Consider the following 17,843-nt stretch of genomic DNA (forward strand, 5'->3'; position numbering starts at 1 on the left):
GCGTGCGCGCCGCCGCCTTCGCCGCCGCCCTGCTTGTCTCTCTTCCGGCAGTGGCGGAGGTGCGGCTCGTAGTGCCGGAGGCGAGCGCCCCGCGCACCGGTACGTTCGAGGTGATCTTCCTCAACGACGGCGCGGCGGCCGCGAAGCTCGACGCGCCGGAAACGATCACCGTGGCGGAAGGTGAGGCGGCGCTGGAGGGCCCGGTGCCGACAGAGATCACGCCCGGCGGCTTTGCGCGCGTTATCTACCGCCTCGGCTCAGTGACCGCAGCACCGCCACCCCAAGTCGCTGTTGCTGCTTCGACAGCCACGCCGCAGGAGGCGGAATCGACAGGCCTTGGCCGTTTCGAAACTTATATGCCGATGTACGCGCTCGTCGGCGCAAACCCATCGGACGCAAAGCTCCAGCTCAGCTTCCGCTACCGCCTCTTCGGCCATCAGCCGCGTGAGTTCACAACGGGAGACGGTAGCCGCAAGTGGCGCGCAGGCCTCTATTTCGGCTACACGCAGCGAATGTTCTGGGATCTCTCCCAAGAGTCGATCCCGATATACGACATCACGTTCAGCCCCGAATTGTTCGTGCGAGCGGTCTCGCCAGGTTCGACGAGCGTGGGCGCCCCGATGCTCGGCATCCAGGCGGGCGTCCGGCACCAGTCGAACGGCGAAGACGGCGCGGATTCGCGCAGTTTCAACACGCTCTACGTCGAACCGTCGGTCGGCTTCGGCCTCGGCAACGGCTGGACGCTCACAGCGGCGCCCCGGCTCTGGGCCTATGTCGGCAGCAAGGAGGGCAACGAGCGCATCGCCCGTTACCGCGGTTACACGGGCCTCACGCTCGATCTGAAGCAGACCGACGGCCTCGGCATCCGCACTTATCTTCAGGGAAACATCGAGGGCGGCCGCGGCAGCGCGGAGGTTGATGTCAGCTACTCGCTCCGCCGCTGGACCGGGCTTAACCTCTATCTCTACAGCCAGCTCTACACAGGCTACGGCGAGGCGCTCATCGACTACGACGAACGCAACACCCGCCTGCGCTTCGGCATCGGCATCGTCCGCTAGGGCCTCTCACCGACGATCCACCACACCCGGTGCGGAACCGCGAGCGGGTCTTCCGGAAAATGTGCGCGAAGCGTGGAGGCGAGCGTCTCGTCGAAACGGGCGGTTGCCTCAGCGTCGAGGCTGGCTTTGATGCCGGCGCTGGCACGGATGCGGCCGCGCCACGCTTCGTGGCTGTAGGGCTGGGCGATATCGAACGACCGGGTTTCGAGTCCCGTAAAGCCAGCGTTCGCCATATCGGCGGGCCAGTGCGGGTAGACCCCTGTTCCGCCGGCGAGCGCCCATGCCGGATTCGCTTCCACGATCAGCTGCTCGGTCGCCTCGACGACGTTGCCCCGCAGCGGAAGCCAGTCGAAATGGCAGATGACAAGGTGCCCGCCGGACTTCAGCACACGGAAGGCTTCTGCAGCGGCGCGCGCGCGTTCGAACCAGTGCCAGCACTGCCCGGCAGTGACGACATCGAAGCTCTGGTCGGCAAACGCCAGCGTTTCGGCACGGCCTTCACGGAAATCGACGGAAACGCCTTCGCGCCGTGCGATCTCGGCGCCTTCCTGCATCATCTCGCGCGAGGGATCGACACCGATGACGTCGAGGCCGCGCCGGGCAAGGCTGCGCGCGACGGTCCCCGTGCCTGTACCGATATCGAGCGCTTTCGCTCCCGCTCGAAGCTCGATCTGCTCGGCAAGGCGATTGAAGAACGCTTCCGGGAAACCGGCCCGGAACTTGCCGTAATCTGACGAAGCCTTGCCGAAATCGACGCTCGGGCCGAGCCTTACGGCGGCCTCGATCATATCCTTGGGGTCCATATGGCCGTTGTCCTGCGTGGTGACGCTGCCTCCCATCGCGCCGCCGTATGCAAAGGTCAATCGCGGTGCGCGGCGGCCGGAGCGCTTGAACTCCCCGGCCTGCGTCGTTATGTGGCCAGCAGAAATTCGCCAGAAACGATCGGTTCCGCATGTCCACCGCGCTGATGCACTTCGTCCTTGTCGTCCACTCGCTGATCGCGATCGCGCTTGTCGCGGTGATTCTGCTTCAGCGCAGCGAGGGCGGGGCGCTCGGCATCGGCGGCGGCCCGGGCGGTCTCCTCACGGCGCGCGGAGCCGGCAATTTGCTCACCAAGTCGACCGGCGTCCTTGCCGCACTCTTCCTCAGCACCAGCATCCTGCTCGCCGTGCTCGCGAGTCTTGCCAAGGCGCCGACCACGATCGACACCTCGCTCGTGCCGACGGCGGAAGCGCCTGCAGCTCCTGCCGACGGTTTGCCGACCGCGCTCCCCGGCGCTGCACCGGCTGACGACGCGCTGCCGATGGCGCTCCCTGCCGCGCCCGCCAGCGACGACATTCCGACCGCGCAATAAAATCATCCACAGAAAAAGTCCCGCTGCTACCCCGAATCGGGTGGCGGTCCATCCCTTTGCTCGCCTATAGGTTTTCTCCCATGGCGCGGTACATTTTCATCACCGGCGGCGTGGTTTCCTCGCTCGGAAAAGGTCTCATGGCGGCGAGCCTCGCCGCGCTCCTTCAGGCGCGCGGCTACAAGGTGCGCATCCGCAAGTTCGACCCGTATCTGAACGTCGATCCGGGAACCATGTCGCCCTATCAGCACGGCGAGGTCTACGTCACCGACGACGGCGCGGAGACCGATCTCGATCTCGGCCACTACGAGCGGTTCACGGGTGTACCTTCCCGACAGTCCGACAACGTCACCTCGGGGCGCATCTACCAGCAGATCATCGCGAAGGAACGCCGCGGCGACTTCCTCGGCGCGACCGTGCAGGTGATCCCGCACGTGACGGACGCGATCAAGGCGTTCGCGCTCGCCGACACTGAAGACCTCGATTTCGTGCTCTGCGAGATCGGTGGCACGGTGGGCGACATCGAATCGCTGCCGTTCATCGAGGCGATCCGCCAGCTTCGGAATGATATCGGGGCCGAAAACGTCTGTTTCGTCCACGTCACGCTGATCCCGTACATCGCGGCGGCCGGTGAGCTGAAGACGAAGCCGACGCAGCACAGCGTGCGCGAACTCACCAGCCTCGGTATCCAGCCGCAGGTGCTCGTCTGCCGCTGCGAAAAGCCCGTGCCGGACAGTGACCGCGCGAAAATCGCGCTGTTCTGCAACGTCCGCAAGGAAGCCGTGATCCCGGCGCTCGATGCGAAGAGCATCTACGGCGTACCCCTTCAGTACCATGCCGAGGGGCTGGACCGCGAAGTGCTGCGCGCCTTCGGCATAGAGGCAAACGCCTCGCCGGATCTATCCCGCTGGGACGACATCATGGACCGGTTGGACAACCCCGAAGGCGAGGTCACGATCGGTGTCGTCGGCAAGTATGTGGGCTTGCAGGACGCCTACAAGTCGCTCCACGAGGCGCTCGTTCACGGTGGCATCGCGAACCGCGTCAAGGTCAACGTCAAGTGGCTGGACGCCGAACTGTTCGAAGGGGAAGGGGCGGAGCCCCAGCTCCTTGAACCCATGCACGGCATCCTCGTCCCCGGCGGCTTCGGCGAGCGGGGCAGCGAGGGCAAGATCGCCAGCGTCGCCTTCGCGCGCGAGCGCGGCGTGCCGTTCTTCGGCATCTGCCTAGGGATGCAGATGGCCTGCATCGAGGGTGCGCGGAACCTCTCCGGCATCAAGAGCGCGTCCACTACCGAGTTCGGTCCTACGGACGAGCCTGTCGTCGGCCTCATCACCGAATGGATGTCCGAAGAAGGTCTCCAGAAACGTGAGGTGGGCGGCGACCTCGGCGGCACGATGCGCCTCGGCGCGTTCCCGGCAAAACTTGGCGCGAACAGCGTCGTTGGCAGCGTCTACGGCGCCACCGACATCTCCGAACGCCACCGCCACCGCTACGAAGTGAACATCCACTACAAGGATGCGCTCGAAAAGGGCGGGCTCGTCTTTTCCGGCATGTCTCCCGACGGCGAGCTTCCTGAGATCGTCGAACGGCCTGACCACCCTTGGTTCATTGGCGTCCAATTCCACCCGGAACTGAAATCGAAGCCGTTCGACCCGCACCCTCTCTTCGCCAGCTTCATCGCGGCGGCGCTCAAACAAAGCCGCCTCGTTTGATTTTTCCCTCTCCCTGCCGGGGAGAGGGGCAACAAACACGTCCGGCGAGCCTAAATCGCCTGACCGCCCGAGACCTCGATCCGCTGCGCGTTCACCCAGCGATTGTCCTCGGACAGCAGGTTTGCGATCATCGGCCCGATATCGTCCGGCACACCGACACGGCCTAGCGCGGTCATGTCGGCAAGGCCCTTGTTGATCTCGGCATTGTCGCGCACCGCGCCACCGCCGAAATCGGTCTCGATCGCACCGGGCGCCACGGTGTTGACCGCGATCCCCCGCGCACCAAGCTCCTTCGCCATGTAGAGCGTCAGCACTTCGACCGCGCCTTTCATAGCCGCATAGGCCGCGTAGCCGGGGTAGGCGAAGCGGGTGAGGCCGCTCGAGATGTTCACGATCCGGCCACCGTCGGCGATGAGCGGCAACAGCGTCTGGGTCAAAAAGAACACGCCCTTCAGGTGAACGTTCACTAGACCGTCGAACTGCGCCTCGGTCGTCTCGGTAATCGACGCGTATTCGCCATGCCCGGCATTGTTCACCAGATGATCGAAAGTCTCGCGCTGCCAGGTGCCGCGCAGCGCCGTACGCAACCGTCCCGCAAAGTCTGCGAAGGCCGCGACATTACCGGTGTCGAGTTGCAGGGCCACCGCCTTGCGACCCATTGCCTGAATCTCTGCAACGACACGCTCGGCCTCGTCGCTGCGGCTGTGATAGGTGAGCACGACATCGCCGCCGCGGCGCGCGATGCTAAGCGCCGTGTTGCGGCCAAGGCCACGGCTGGAACCACTGATGAGAGCAATCTTCGTCATGGCTGTTCTCCTTGGGTTTGTGTGGCTTCATCTCTAAGCAGCTAAACCTTCCGCGTGTTGCCGGAAGCTCGGATTCTCTTGCCTGATCCTCCAAATGAGCTGCACCTTGGGCGGAAAGCGGTTATTGCACGTTGCATGACAATGCTCCTCGAAGCTGTCCGGCGTCACGCGGACGCCCATGCCGACCCGCTCGGTTTCGCACCGACTTCAATCCCCGGCCTGTTCGCCGTGCGCGCGACCGCGCCGAGCGGGCTTCTCCACGATGTCTACCGTCCACTCGTCTGCCTTTTGGTGCAAGGCAGCAAGCAGGTGACGATGGGAACGCAGGCCTTCGCCTTTTCCGCGGGGGATTCGCTGCTGGTGACGGCAGACGTGCCGACTGTCAGCCAGATCACGCGGGCGAGTCTCGCCGCGCCCTACTATTCGCTGGTGCTCGAACTGGACCTCGCGCTGATTGCCGCGCTCACCGCGGAAATGAAGCCCGCGCTCGTTTCCGATACCGCACCCGTGCGCGTCGATACGACAGACGGGGAGGTCGCTGACGCCGCGCTTCGTTTGATGCGGCTGCTGGACAGGCCGCAGGCGCTGCCGGTGCTGCAGGCGCAGTTGCGGCGCGAGATGCACTATTGGTTGCTGGCCGGGCGGCATGGACCCGCTATTAGACAGCTCGGCTGGCCCGATGGCCACGCAAGGCGCATCGCACGGGCCGTTGCCGTCCTGCGCGAGGCCTTTGCCGAACCGGTCACCGTCGAGCGCCTAGCCGCCGCCGCCGGCATGAGTCCATCGTCGTTCCATCACCATTTCAAGGCGATCACCTCGCTCTCGCCGCTGCAGTTCCAGAAGCAGCTGCGTCTCATCGAAGCGAAAAGGCTCATGCTCTCAGAAGGGATCAGCGCCGCGCACGCGGCATTTTCCGTCGGCTACGAGAGCGTGCCGCAGTTCACGCGCGAATATGCCCGCCTGTTCGGTCTGCCGCCGGTGCGGGACACGCGCGTGGCACGAGAAAGTGCCCGCGCGGCCTGAAGCGCGCGCTGCTGAGCCTCGAACCATCGACGGATGCGCTGCGCGCAGAAGGGCGGCGGCTCTCTCTGCGGCGTTCGGCCGCGTGGCCCAGAGGTGTCATGCGCGATGCGCCGCCGCAACAGCCTGTTGAAAAAGCAGATTTTTGGCAGTCGGTAGAGTGTGGTCCCAAAACGAAAAGCGCCCGGGTCGTTTCCGGCCCGGGCGCTCTCGTGACGAGTCATTTAACTCCCGCGAAGATTTGGGTCCTCTGTTCCCCCATCGGAGCCCAATCTTGCTAGCGCGCCGTCGTTAATCGCGTCGCGCGTCCTCCCCCAACCCTGGTGCCCTCCCACAGGCGAAACCGGATCAGATGTCATGTGTGTTACGGCGCAGGTGGCCATCCCGACAAGAGAGCGTCGCACCTCACGCATATTAATTTCAGGAGGTGTGGACATGATGCAACAATGCGGCTCGGTACGGCAGCGTAACGGATGGGAAGGGTGGATCGCCGATTGGGCAGTTGCTTGCGCGGCAGCCCATGCTAGACAGCGCGCACTATGCGCCTTTCCCGTTATTTTCTTCCGCTCCTCAAGGAAACCCCCACCGACGCGCAGATCGTCAGCCATCAGCTGATGCTGCGGGCCGGTCTCGTGCGCCAGACCTCGGCAGGCATTTATGCCTGGCTGCCGGTCGGCCTCCGCGTGCTGGACAAGATCGCCGATCTCGTCCGCCGAGAGCAGGACCGCGCGGGCGCCATCGAGCTTTTGATGCCGACCATCCAGTCGGCGGATCTTTGGCGTCAGTCAGGCCGCTATGACGCCTACGGCCCGGAGATGCTGCGCTTCAAGGACCGGCACGAGCGCGAAATGCTCTACGGGCCGACCAACGAGGAGATGATCACGGCGCTGTTCCGCGATTCCGTGCGCAGCTACCGCGATCTGCCGCGCACGCTCTACCATATCCAGTGGAAGTTCCGAGACGAGGTGCGTCCCCGTTTTGGCGTGATGCGCGGCCGCGAGTTCCTGATGAAGGATGCCTACAGCTTCGATCTCGACGAGGCGGGCGGCAAGGTTTCGTACAACGCCATGTTCGAGGCGTACCTGCGCACGTTCGCGGCGATGGGCCTGAAGGCCGTTCCTGTGCGCGCGCCCACGGGTCCCATCGGTGGCGACATGAGCCACGAGTTCCACATCCTCGCCGAAACGGGCGAGAGCGAAATCTTCTACGATTCGGCGATTGAGGACGTTGACGTCACCGATCCCGAGGCCGTGGCGAAGCTGTCGTCGATCTACGCGATGGAGGCCGAGGAGCACGAAAAGGTCACCGATTGTCCGGTCCCGACCGAGCGCCTGCTCAGCCGCCGCGGCATCGAGGTCGGGCACATTTTCTTCTTCGGCACCAAATATTCGGCCGCGATGGGCCTTAGCGTGCAGGGGCAGGACGGCAAGCCCGTCACGCCGCAGATGGGCAGCTACGGCGTCGGCGTCTCGCGACTCGTCGGCGCGGTCATCGAGGCGTGTCACGATGAAGACGGCATCGTTTGGCCCGAAGCGATCGCGCCGTTCAAGGTCGGCCTCATCAACCTGCGCAGCGGTGATGCCGCCTGCGACGTGGCTGCGGACGACCTTTATGCAAAGCTGCAGCGCGCGGGCGTCGAGACACTTTATGACGACCGCGACGAACGCGGCGGCGCCAAGTTCGCAGGGATGGACCTTGTCGGCATCCCCTGGCAGCTCGTCGTCGGACCGAAGGGCATCAGCGCCGGTATCGTGGAGCTGAAGCACCGCAAGACCGGCGAGCGCCACGAGCTTTCCGTCGATGCCGCGCTGGAGAAGCTCGCGGGATGATCTCCCGCTACGAGCGCATGATCGCCCGGCGCTATTTGCTGCCGGGACGGGGCGAGGGCTTCATCTTCCTCGTCGCCTCGATCAGCCTCGTCGCCGTCGCGCTCGGTGTCGCTGCGCTCATCGCGGTGATGTCGGTGATGAACGGCTTCCGCGCCGAACTTTTCGACCGCATCCTCGGACTCAACGGCCACGCCGTGGTGCAGGGCTACGGCGGACGCCTGCCCGACTGGCAGCCGCTGCTGGCGCAGGCACGGGCGACGCCCGGCGTGGTGCAGGCCGAGCCGATCATCGAACAGCCGCTCATCGGCTCCCACAAGAGCCGCGCTGAGGGCGTCCTCCTGCGCGGCATGTTGATGGGTGACATCCGCAACCTGAAGCTCGTTGCCGACAATGTGAAGGCCGGGCGCCTCGAAGATCTCGCGCTCGAAGGCAATTTCGTCGCGATCGGTGCGCGCCTCTCCGAATCGCTCGGCGCCGGGGTGGGGGACACGATCAGCCTGATCTCGCCCGACGGGCAGGTGACGCCTTTCGGCACGACCCCGCGCATCGTGCCCTACCAGATCGCCGCCGTGTTCGAGGTCGGCATCTTCGATTACGACAAGGCCTTCGTGCTGATGCCGCTCGACCGCGCGCAGACGTTCCTGCGCATGGGCAACGACATCGGCATGATCACGCTGACGACAACCGACGCGGACAAGGCCGACCGCATCCTCCAGCCGCTCGTCCCCGCGCTGACCGGGCGCGGTGTTATCATCGACTGGCGGCAGATGAACGGCGTTCTGTTCGAGGCACTTTCCGTGGAGCGGACGGTGATGTTCGTCGTTGTCGGCTTTATCATCCTCGTCGCGGTGTTCAACATTCTCACCAGCCTCATCATGCTCGTGCGCGCGAAGACCCGCGACATCGCGATCCTGCGCACGATGGGCGCGAGCCGTGCGGCGATGATGCGCATCTTCGTCACGGTGGGCACCTTGATCGGGTCTGCGGGCATCCTCCTCGGCCTCGCGCTCGGCTTCCTGTTTCTGCACTATCGGCAGAACATCGTGATGGGTGTCTCGAAGATCACCGGCGTCGACCTTTGGGACCCGCGCATCCGCTACCTCACCGAACTCCCCGCAAAGACCGACATGGTCGAGGTCACCGCCATCGTCACGCTGGCGCTGGTGCTCAGTTTCCTCGCGACGATCTACCCGGCGTGGAAGGCGGCGAGCACCGATCCCGTGCAAGTGCTGCGCTATGAGTGACGTGCTTGCAGTCAAAGGCCTCGCGCGCAGCTTCCATCAGGGCGGCGCGGTGATTGAGGTTCTTCGCGGTGTCGATCTCAGCGTCGCCCCCGGCGAGATCGTTGCGCTGCTCGGTCCCTCCGGCTCCGGCAAGTCCACGATGCTCCAGGCGATCGGCCTCCTGGAAGGCGGTTTCGACGGCTCGATCGTCATCGACGGCCGCCCCGCCGAAAAGCTCTCCGCATACGAACGCACCGAGGTGCGCCGCGACAAGCTCGGCTTTGTCTACCAGTTCCACCACCTGCTGCCGGATTTCAACGCGCTCGAAAACGTCGTGCTGCCGCAGCTGATCGCAGGCCGCGACATGGCTTCGGCTGAAGCCAAGGCTAAGGCTCTGCTCTCTGATCTCGGCCTCGGCGAGCGCCTTGATCATCGCCCCTCGCAGCTTTCAGGGGGCGAACAGCAGCGCGTCGCGGTCGCCCGTGCGCTCGCGAACGAACCAGTTCTGGTGCTTGCCGACGAGCCTACCGGCAACCTCGACGAGGCGACCGCACAGCGCGTGCTCGCGGAGTTCCTGCGCGTTGTGCGCCGTCACAACTCCGCCGCGCTCATCGCCACGCACAACACGCAACTCGCGAAGCAGATGGACCGAACGGTCGCGCTGCACGAGGGGCAACTGGTCGAAACGCGATGAACCCGTGGCAGGATCAGCCCCAGCTCCAGGGGCGACACGCCCGGCTCCTGCCGCTCGAAGCCGAACATGCGGAGAGCATCGCCGAGGTATCGCGCGATGGCCGGCTCTGGGAGCTGTTCTTCACGCGCGTACCTTCGCCCGATGACGTGCAGGGCTGGCTTGGAACCGCGCTTGCCGAAAAGGCCGCGGGCCGGGCGATGCCCTTCGTCGTCGAAGCGGAGGGGCGCCTCGTCGGCGCAACGCGCTATCTGCGCATGAACGCGGCCTATCGGCGCCTCGAAATCGGCGCAACGTTTTACGCAAAATCGGTTCAGCGTTCGCCGGTGAACACCGAATGCAAGTTGCTGCTGCTCGGCCATGCATTCGAGGTCATGGGCTGCAACGTCGTCCAGATCCGCACGGATTGGCTGAACCGCACCTCCCAGCGCGCCATCGAACGGCTCGGTGCGAAGCGCGACGGCGTGCTCCGCAACCACCAGATCGCGGCGGACGGCCGCCTGCGCGATATCGTCTGCTACAGCATCATCGCGGGCGAATGGCCGGGCGTGAAACAGAATCTCGAATTCATGCTTTCCCGGCATCGAGAGCCTGCGCCACAATAGGCCATGCCCGAATCGCGTTTTGTCCATCTCCGCATCCAGTCGCCCTATTCGATGCTGGAGGGTGCGGTTCATGCGAAGGATCTCGCGAAGGCCTGCATCAAATACGGTATGCCTGCAGCCGCCATTACCGACAGGAACAACCTGTTCGCGGCGATGGAGTTTTCGGACAAGCTCTCAGACGCGGGCGTGCAGCCGATCATCGGCGCGCTGCTCTCGGTCGCCCGGCCCGGCACCCCGCAAGCGGGCAGCAAGCCCGCGCAGGACTGGCTGGCGCTGCTTGCGCAGGACGAGACCGGCTACAAGAACCTCATCCGCATTGTCTCCCGCGCCCACCTCGAATCCGATCCGGTCGACGGGCCAAACGTGCCGCTCGCCGAGCTTGAAGGGCTGACGGAAGGGCTCATCGCGCTCACTGCGGGGCCGGAAGGGGCGCTCGCACGGATGTTCGCGGATGGGCAGGCGGATGCCGCCGGCGCCTATGCGGACACATTACAGGCGCTGTTTCCGGACCGGCTCTACATCGAGCTTTCGCGCACGCATAACCCGATCGAGGACAGTGCCGAGCAGGCGCTGATCGCGCTCGCGCACGCCCGGAACCTGCCGCTCGTCGCCACCAATCCGGTGGCTTTCCCGGACAAGAGCTTCGCGGCCGCACACGATGTGTTGCTCTGCATCGCGGACAGCGCCTACGTCGAAACCGAAGGCCGCCGCCGCGTGTCGGAGGAATGCTGGCTGAAACCGCCGGAAGAGATGGTCCGGCTGTTCGAGGATGTGCCGGAGGCGATTGACAACACGCTCGTCATAGCGCGCCGCTGCGCGGTGATGGCGCCGTCTCGAAAGCCCATCCTGCCGAGCCTTGCGGGCGACCGCGAAGGCGAGGCGACGATGCTCGTCGAGCAGGCGCGCGTGGGGCTCGCCCGTCGGCTCGAAGGCCGCGCCGACACCGAAGCCTATTTCGAGCGGCTCGATTACGAGCTCGGCATCATCAACAAGATGGGCTTCGCGGGCTACTTTCTGATCGTCGCGGACTTCATCCAGTGGGCGAAGTCCCAAGGCATCCCCGTGGGGCCGGGGCGCGGTTCGGGTGCGGGCTCCGTCGTCGCGTGGGCGCTCACCATCACCGATCTCGATCCCATGCGGCTTGGCTTGCTGTTCGAGCGCTTCCTGAACCCCGAGCGCGTCTCGATGCCGGACTTCGACATCGACTTCTGCGAAACCCGGCGCGGCGAGGTGATCCGCTACGTACAGGAACGCTACGGCCGCGATCAGGTGGCGCAGATCATCACGTTCGGAACGCTGAAGGCGCGCGCCGTGCTGAAGGATGTCGGCCGCGTGCTACAGATGCCCTATGGGCAGGTGGATCGGCTCGCCAAGCTGGTGCCGAACCACCCGACGGACCCGTGGACGCTCGACCGCACCATGAACGGCGTCGCCGAGTTCGAAAACGAAACCAAGCGCGATCCGGCGGTCGAAAACCTCGTCAATCTCGCGATGAAGCTCGAGGGCTTGCCGCGCCACGCCTCGACACACGCGGCGGGTGTCGTGATCGGCGACCGCCCGCTCGACGAGCTAGTGCCGCTCTACCGAGACCCGCGTTCTGACATGCCCGTCACCCAGTTCGATATGAAGTGGGTTGAAAAAGCGGGCCTCGTGAAGTTCGACTTCCTCGGCCTCAAGACGCTTTCGGTCCTCCAGCGCGCGCTCGATCTGCTCGCCAAGCGTGGCATCACCGTCGACCTGTCGACGATCCCGTGGGACGATCCCGATGTTTACGCGCTGCTGGCGAAGGGCGACACGGTTGGCGTGTTCCAGCTCGAATCCGAAGGCATGCGCCGCACGCTCGCGCAGGTGAAGCCGGACTGTTTTGAAGACATCATCGCACTCGTCTCGCTCTATCGGCCCGGCCCGATGGACAACATTCCGAGCTTCGCGAACCGCAAGCACGGCACCGAGGCGGTCGACTGCCTGCACCCGAAGCTGGAGCCGATCCTCAAGGAAACCTACGGCGTCATCATCTATCAGGAACAGGTGATGCAGATCGCGCAGGTGCTCGCGGGCTATTCGCTCGGTGAAGCCGATCTTCTGCGCCGCGCGATGGGCAAGAAGAAGAAAGAGGAGATGGACGCCCAGAAGGCGCGTTTCCTCGAAGGCGCGACCGCGCAGGGCGTTGACAAGGCGCAGGCGGATTACATCTTCGAACTCGTGGCGAAGTTCGCGGGCTATGGTTTCAACAAGAGCCACGCAGCCGCTTACGCGCTCGTCGCGTACCAGACCGGCTGGATGAAGGCGAAGTACCCGGTCGAGTTCTACGCCGCATCGATGGCCTACGACATCGCGCTTACCGACAAGCTCAGCGTGTTCATCGACGACATGAAGCGCATGGGTGTGGAGTGCCTGCCGCCCTGCATCAACAACAGCGAGGCCGACTTCTCGGTGGAAGACGGCAAGGTGCGTTATGCGCTCGCCGGGCTCAAAGGCGTCGGCGAGCGGGCGATGGAGGGTATTGTCGAGGTCCGCGAGGCGGGCGGCACGTTCAAGTCGCTGACTGACTTTGCAGAGCGCATTGATCCAACGCTGCTTAACAAGCGGCAGATCGAAAGCCTCGTTTCGGGCGGTGCGTTCGATTGTGTGGAGTCCAACCGCGCCAAGGCCCATGCAATGGCGGAGGCCGTTCTGGCGGCGGCGAACGCGGCGGCGGATGCGCGGAAGACGCACCAGGGCGCGCTGTTCGGCGGGGCAGGGGGCGGCGCATCGATCACTCTCATGGCGCCCGGCAGCGTTTCGGAGTGGTCGCTGGGTGACACGATGGCGAAGGAACGCGACGCGTTCGGCTTCTACTTCGCCGCACACCCGCTTTCGGCTTGGCAGCATGTGCTCGATACGCATGGCGCGCGCTCCTATGCGCGCGTTTGCGAGGACGGCCCACCGTGGGACGGCGGGCGCGGCAGCGCGACAATGGCGGGGCTCGTCGAGGCAGTGCGCTGGCGCACGCCCCAGAACGGACGCAGCACGCGCTACCTTCTCGCCAGCCTGTCGGACTCGGGCGGTCAGTACGTTGCAAGCTGCTTTGACGAAGAGGTGATGCCTGCGCTTGAAGCCGCTGCCGCGGCGCAGGAGGTCGTGCTCATCAACGCAGAGCTCCTGTGGCGTGATGGCGAAGAGGCGCCGCGCGTCACGATCCGGGGGCTTACCGCCGTCGCTGAGCTGTCGAAGCACAGTAGGGGGCGCCTCACGCTCAAGGTCTCGGCAGGCTTCGACGCCGCTGCCCTGCGACGCCTTGCAGATAGCCAGCCGACCGGGCGCGGCGACATCTTTGCCGAAATCGAACTGCCGGACGGTTTCGCCTCGATCCGGGTCGCCCATGGGCTGCTGCTCGATTCTGAAATGCGCCATACCGCTGAACGCATCGCTGGCGTGACCTCGGCGGCTCTCGTCGCCGTAAGCTGAGTCGATTTGCGGCGCGGCGCAACGCCGCAGCCGCTTTCAAGCCGATTTTGGTGTTGCAATGCTGCATTGCAGTATGCAATTTGTGTGGCACTCAAAAAAATGTTTGACATAGAACTGAGTGGCACTTAAACAAGCTTCAGTGGTTTTAAGTAAGACTCAGCAATCGCCCTCCCACGGCAAATCAGGAGCAAGATCATGAACCGCGTTCTCGTCACTCTCCCCCTCGCTTTCGTCGCGTCCGCGTTCTTCGTCACCGCCTCGATCACGCCCGCACACGCCTCTGACGGCGCATGCGCCGCGATGCCCGCCAACATCCGTTCTGTCGCCGAAAAGGGCGATGCGGATGCGGCCAAGAAGGCGCTGAAGCTGGTTCGCACCGGCGAACTGCTTTGCGATGCGGGCAACGAGCGCGCGGCGAAGAAGAAGTTCGAAGGCGCGTACAAGACGCTCGGCGTTGCCGAAGCTGAATACGCTCAGCTCGCGAAGTAAGTCCCCCCAAGGCCCAATGCGGCCTTCAAGGGCTGCGGCATACGTGCCGCAGCCCTTTTTCTTTGCGCGCGAGGCAGGGCATTTGCGGGTTGCGAGGCCGCGAGGCGCGTGACATTGGAGCCCCGGTTCGACACCGGATAGGACGGGGTGAAATGACCGACGCGCTGCAACTCGAAATCGATGGGCCGGTCGCGCGCATCGCCTTCAACCGTGCGGACAAGCGCAACGCCATTTCGCAGGCGATGTGGGAAGCGTTTCCACGTCTCGTCGAGGCTGCGGTTGCCGAGCGCGGTGTGCGCGCGCTCGTGATCCAGTCGGCGACGCCCGCCATGTTTTCGGCAGGGGCCGATATCGGCGAATTTGCGGAAAAAGCGCGCGATCCCGTGTGGCAGGCAGGCAACCGGCAGGCGCTGCGCGGGGCGCAACTCGCCATTTCGCGCGCGCCGGTCCCGACGCTTGCGATCGTGGACGGCGATTGCGTAGGGGCGGGGTGCGGCGTCGCGCTCGCCTGCGATATGCGGATCGCCTCCTCGCGTGCGCGGTTCGGCATCACGCCGGCTAAGCTCGGTCTCGTCTATCCGCTGCACGATATCAAGCTGCTCGTCGATCTTGTGGGCCCAGGTCAGGCGCGGCGCATCCTTTACACCGGTGAGCTTCTTTCCGCAGACGAGGCGCTTGTCATTGGCCTTATCGAGATGGGCACGACGGTGGAGGCGCTCAGCCGCGAGGCGGAGTTGTTGATCGCGCGCATCGTGGAGAATGCGCCGTCGAGCACCACCGCGCTCAAGGGACTCGTCCGCCGCGTGCTCGATGGCGACCGGGACGATGATGCGGCCAGCGCGGCGATTTTCGATGGAGCCTTCGCAGGTGCCGATTTCGCCGAAGGGCTTGCGGCATTCGCCGCGCGCCGCAAGCCGGTGTTCGCAGATCGATGAAGGCGGCCGAATATCTGCCCGGCACGCCGGGGCGCTTGCTCATCATTGCCGACCACGCATCCAATGCCGTTCCGGCGGAGATTGCGCTCGGGGTCAGCGCTGCGGACCTTCAGAAGCACATCGCGTGGGACATCGGCACCGCGGCGCTGGCGCGGAGCCTGTCGGCTGCACTCGCCGCCCCCGCGGTCCTCGCGACGGCATCCCGTCTTGTCGCCGACTGCAACCGCGCGCCGGAGGATGACGGGGCGATCCCGCCCGCGAGTGACGGCATTCCCGTGCCCGGCAACGCGCTCGGTGCAGACGCGCGGCAGGCGCGCCTTGAGGCATGGCACGAACCCTATCACGCCGCCATCGCCGATGCGCTGGATATGCTGAACCCGCGGCTGCTCGTCTCGATCCACAGCTTCACGCCCAGCCTTGCATCGCGCCCTCAGGAGACGCGCCCGTGGCAGGTCGCGCTGCTCTACAACCGAGACGACCGCGCCGCACGCGTCGCCATGCGCGCTCTCGCCGCTGAAGGTTTCACGGTCGGCGATAACCAGCCCTATTCGGGCGCAGTCTACGGCTACACGACGGACCGCCATGCGGAGGCGAGGGGGCTTTGCTATCTCACCTTCGAAATCCGTCAGGATCTCCTTGCGGATGAAGGTGCGATTGCCGCATGGACGCAGCGTCTCGGTCGTGTCATTGGCATCGTTGAATCTGAGCTTCTGGAGGTAATCGCATGACGACGTTCGACAAATCGAAATTGCCGAGCCGTTATGTGTCGGTCGGCCCCGAGCGCGCGCCGCAGCGCTCGTACTATTACGCGATGGGCCTGACCGAGGAAGAGATCGCCCGACCCTTCGTCGGCGTCGTTTCGGCGGGGAACGACAGTGCGCCTTGCAACACGATGCTCGACCATCAGGCCGACATCGCGCGCAAGGGCGTTCACGCCGCAGGCGGCCTGCCGCGTCGGTTCAACACGATCACCGTTACCGATGGTATCGCGATGGGCCACCAGGGCATGAAGGCCTCGCTCGTCAGCCGCGAGGTGATCGCGGACTCGGTCGAGCTTTCGGTGCGCGGGCATTGCTATGACGCCATCGTCGGCTTTGCGGGCTGCGACAAGTCGCTGCCGGGGATGATGATGGCGATGCTGCGGCTGAATGTGCCTTCGATCTTCGTTTACGGCGGTTCGATCTTGCCGGGGCGGTTCGAGGGGCGGGACCTTACGGTGCAGGATGTATTCGAAGTTGTCGGGCAGTATGCGTCCGGCAAGTGTCCACTTTCGCACCTGACCGCGATCGAGAAGGCCGCGTGCCCTGGGCATGGCGCGTGCGGCGGGCAGTATACGGCGAACACGATGGCGTGCGTGGCGGAGGCGATCGGCCTCAGCCTGCCGAACAGCAACATGGCGCCCGCGCCCTACGAGACGCGCGACGACATCGCTGAGGCGGCCGGGCGCCAGATCATGAAGCTGATCGCGCTCAATCTCCGCCCGCGCGACATCTGCACGCGCGAGGCGTTCGAGAACGCGGCGCGGGTCGTCGCGGCGACGGGCGGCTCGACGAACGGCGCGTTGCACCTTCCGGCGATGGCTTCGGAAGCGGGCATCGAATTCGACCTTTTCGATGTCGCGGAGATTTTCAAATCAACGCCTTACGTCGCAGACTTGAAGCCGGGTGGCAAGTACGTCGCCAAGGACATGTACGAGGCGGGCGGCGTCTACATGATGATGAAGACACTCCTCGACGGCGGCTTCCTGCACGGCAACTGCATGACCGTGACCGGCAAGACGCTCGGCGAGAACATCGAGGAAATCACGTGGAACCCCGACCAGAAGGTCATCCGCGAGGTTTCAAACCCAATCACCCCCACGGGCGGCGTTGTCGGCCTCAAGGGATCGCTCGCTCCCGATGGCGCGATCGTGAAGGTCGCCGGGCTCGCCAAGCTGACCTTCGAAGGCCCGGCCCGCGTCTTTGATTGCGAAGAGGACGCGTTCGCTGCCGTCGAGAACCGCCAGTTTGAGGAGGGCGAAGTCCTCGTCATCCGCTACGAAGGCCCCAAGGGCGGCCCCGGTATGCGCGAAATGCTCGCCACCACCGCCGCGCTCTATGGGCAGGGCATGGGCGACAAGGTGGCGCTGATCACCGACGGCCGCTTCTCCGGCGCGACGCGCGGCTTCTGCATCGGCCACGTCGGCCCCGAAGCTTCGGACTGCGGTCCCATCGCGCTCATCGAGAACGGCGACATGATCAGCATCGACGCCGTTGAGGGCACCATAGACCTCCTCGTCAGCGACGATGTTCTCGCTGAGCGCCGCGCGCGCTGGCAGCCGCGCGTCAACGCCTACCAGTCCGGCGCGCTGTGGCGCTACGCCCAGAACGTCGGCCCGGCCAGCAAGGGCGCCTGCACGCACCCCGGCGCCAGCGCCGAGCGCCACGTCTACGCCGACATCTAAGCGCGAAGACAGGGTGGTAGGCGATGTCGGCAGCGGCAGCACGGGGATCGCCTTCGGCTGCGGTGGCATCGCCGCCGCGTTCCCGTCCTGCGGCGGCTGGGATATCGCGGACCAAACGGGCTCCCCACGCGAATCGCGGGGAATCTCGCCCGGCGTCGTCCTGACACCGCCCGCATAGAAAGGGGACGGCGCACAGGCGCCGACGATGAGCGTGACGGCCAGAACGATGAG

General features: G+C 65.1%; 16 protein-coding genes. 14 read left to right on the forward strand and 2 right to left on the reverse strand.

Annotated features, from left to right (window positions below; genetic code table 11):
• The first annotated feature begins 2 nt into the window (after nucleotides 1-2).
• Entirely contained in the window at nucleotides 3-1,058 is a 1,056-nt protein-coding gene (locus AAC014_RS12115; protein WP_339708830.1) for a phospholipase A, read from the forward strand.
• Here the strand turns inward: AAC014_RS12115 and AAC014_RS12120 are convergent.
• Complete coding sequence (locus AAC014_RS12120; RefSeq protein WP_339708832.1) at nucleotides 1,055-1,897, reverse strand: class I SAM-dependent methyltransferase; 843 nt, start codon at nucleotides 1,895-1,897, stop codon at nucleotides 1,055-1,057. The genes AAC014_RS12115 and AAC014_RS12120 overlap by 4 nt on opposite strands.
• 113 nt (nucleotides 1,898-2,010) lie before the next feature.
• Here AAC014_RS12120 and secG point away from each other — a divergent pair, with 113 nt between their 5' ends.
• Both secG and AAC014_RS12130 read left to right on the forward strand, forming a co-directional pair.
• Nucleotides 2,011-2,412, forward strand: a complete 402-nt coding sequence (secG, locus tag AAC014_RS12125) for a preprotein translocase subunit SecG (RefSeq protein ID WP_339708834.1) — start codon at nucleotides 2,011-2,013, stop codon at nucleotides 2,410-2,412.
• Between the two features lie 80 nt (nucleotides 2,413-2,492).
• Nucleotides 2,493-4,124 (forward strand): CTP synthase, encoded by a 1,632-nt coding sequence (locus tag AAC014_RS12130; protein ID WP_339708835.1) that lies wholly within the window; start codon nucleotides 2,493-2,495, stop codon nucleotides 4,122-4,124.
• A 50-nt stretch (nucleotides 4,125-4,174) separates the two neighbouring features.
• Here AAC014_RS12130 and AAC014_RS12135 read toward each other — a convergent pair whose 3' ends face one another.
• The gene (locus AAC014_RS12135; RefSeq protein WP_339708836.1) at nucleotides 4,175-4,930 is read right to left on the reverse strand and encodes an SDR family oxidoreductase; all 756 of its coding nucleotides are present in this window, start codon (nucleotides 4,928-4,930) and stop codon (nucleotides 4,175-4,177) included.
• A 135-nt stretch (nucleotides 4,931-5,065) separates the two neighbouring features.
• Here AAC014_RS12135 and AAC014_RS12140 point away from each other — a divergent pair, with 135 nt between their 5' ends.
• From AAC014_RS12140 to AAC014_RS12190, 11 genes are all read left to right on the forward strand, one after another.
• A complete protein-coding gene (locus AAC014_RS12140) occupies nucleotides 5,066-5,953 on the forward strand; it encodes an AraC family transcriptional regulator (protein WP_339708837.1) in 888 nt (295 codons plus the stop codon).
• A 536-nt stretch (nucleotides 5,954-6,489) separates the two neighbouring features.
• A complete protein-coding gene (proS, locus tag AAC014_RS12145; RefSeq protein WP_339708838.1) occupies nucleotides 6,490-7,779 on the forward strand; it encodes a proline--tRNA ligase in 1,290 nt (429 codons plus the stop codon).
• Complete coding sequence (locus AAC014_RS12150) at nucleotides 7,776-9,023, forward strand: lipoprotein-releasing ABC transporter permease subunit (protein WP_339708840.1); 1,248 nt, start codon at nucleotides 7,776-7,778, stop codon at nucleotides 9,021-9,023. Before proS ends, AAC014_RS12150 begins: the two co-directional genes overlap by 4 nt.
• The gene (locus AAC014_RS12155) at nucleotides 9,016-9,696 is read left to right on the forward strand and encodes an ABC transporter ATP-binding protein (protein ID WP_339708842.1); all 681 of its coding nucleotides are present in this window, start codon (nucleotides 9,016-9,018) and stop codon (nucleotides 9,694-9,696) included. Before AAC014_RS12150 ends, AAC014_RS12155 begins: the two co-directional genes overlap by 8 nt.
• The gene (locus tag AAC014_RS12160; RefSeq protein WP_339708844.1) at nucleotides 9,693-10,298 is read left to right on the forward strand and encodes a GNAT family protein; all 606 of its coding nucleotides are present in this window, start codon (nucleotides 9,693-9,695) and stop codon (nucleotides 10,296-10,298) included. Before AAC014_RS12155 ends, AAC014_RS12160 begins: the two co-directional genes overlap by 4 nt.
• 3 nt (nucleotides 10,299-10,301) lie before the next feature.
• Nucleotides 10,302-13,745, forward strand: coding sequence for a DNA polymerase III subunit alpha (dnaE, locus tag AAC014_RS12165; RefSeq protein ID WP_339708846.1), 3,444 nt, complete (start codon nucleotides 10,302-10,304; stop codon nucleotides 13,743-13,745).
• Between the two features lie 195 nt (nucleotides 13,746-13,940).
• Nucleotides 13,941-14,234: a hypothetical protein gene (locus AAC014_RS12170; protein ID WP_339708848.1), complete on the forward strand. Its 294-nt coding sequence runs from the start codon at nucleotides 13,941-13,943 to the stop codon at nucleotides 14,232-14,234.
• A gap of 152 nt (nucleotides 14,235-14,386) precedes the next feature.
• Nucleotides 14,387-15,169: an enoyl-CoA hydratase-related protein gene (locus AAC014_RS12175; RefSeq protein WP_339708850.1), complete on the forward strand. Its 783-nt coding sequence runs from the start codon at nucleotides 14,387-14,389 to the stop codon at nucleotides 15,167-15,169.
• Nucleotides 15,166-15,897 (forward strand): N-formylglutamate amidohydrolase, encoded by a 732-nt coding sequence (locus AAC014_RS12180; RefSeq protein ID WP_339708852.1) that lies wholly within the window; start codon nucleotides 15,166-15,168, stop codon nucleotides 15,895-15,897. Before AAC014_RS12175 ends, AAC014_RS12180 begins: the two co-directional genes overlap by 4 nt.
• Entirely contained in the window at nucleotides 15,894-17,612 is a 1,719-nt protein-coding gene (gene ilvD, locus AAC014_RS12185; protein ID WP_339708854.1) for a dihydroxy-acid dehydratase, read from the forward strand. The genes AAC014_RS12180 and ilvD overlap by 4 nt, the downstream gene beginning before the upstream one ends.
• 13 nt (nucleotides 17,613-17,625) lie before the next feature.
• Nucleotides 17,626-17,790, forward strand: a complete 165-nt coding sequence (locus AAC014_RS12190; protein ID WP_339708856.1) for a hypothetical protein — start codon at nucleotides 17,626-17,628, stop codon at nucleotides 17,788-17,790.
• Nucleotides 17,791-17,843 lie beyond the last annotated feature (53 nt).

It is taken from the genome of uncultured Sphingosinicella sp. (assembly GCF_963974575.1).
GTDB lineage: Bacteria > Pseudomonadota > Alphaproteobacteria > Sphingomonadales > Sphingomonadaceae > Sphingosinicella.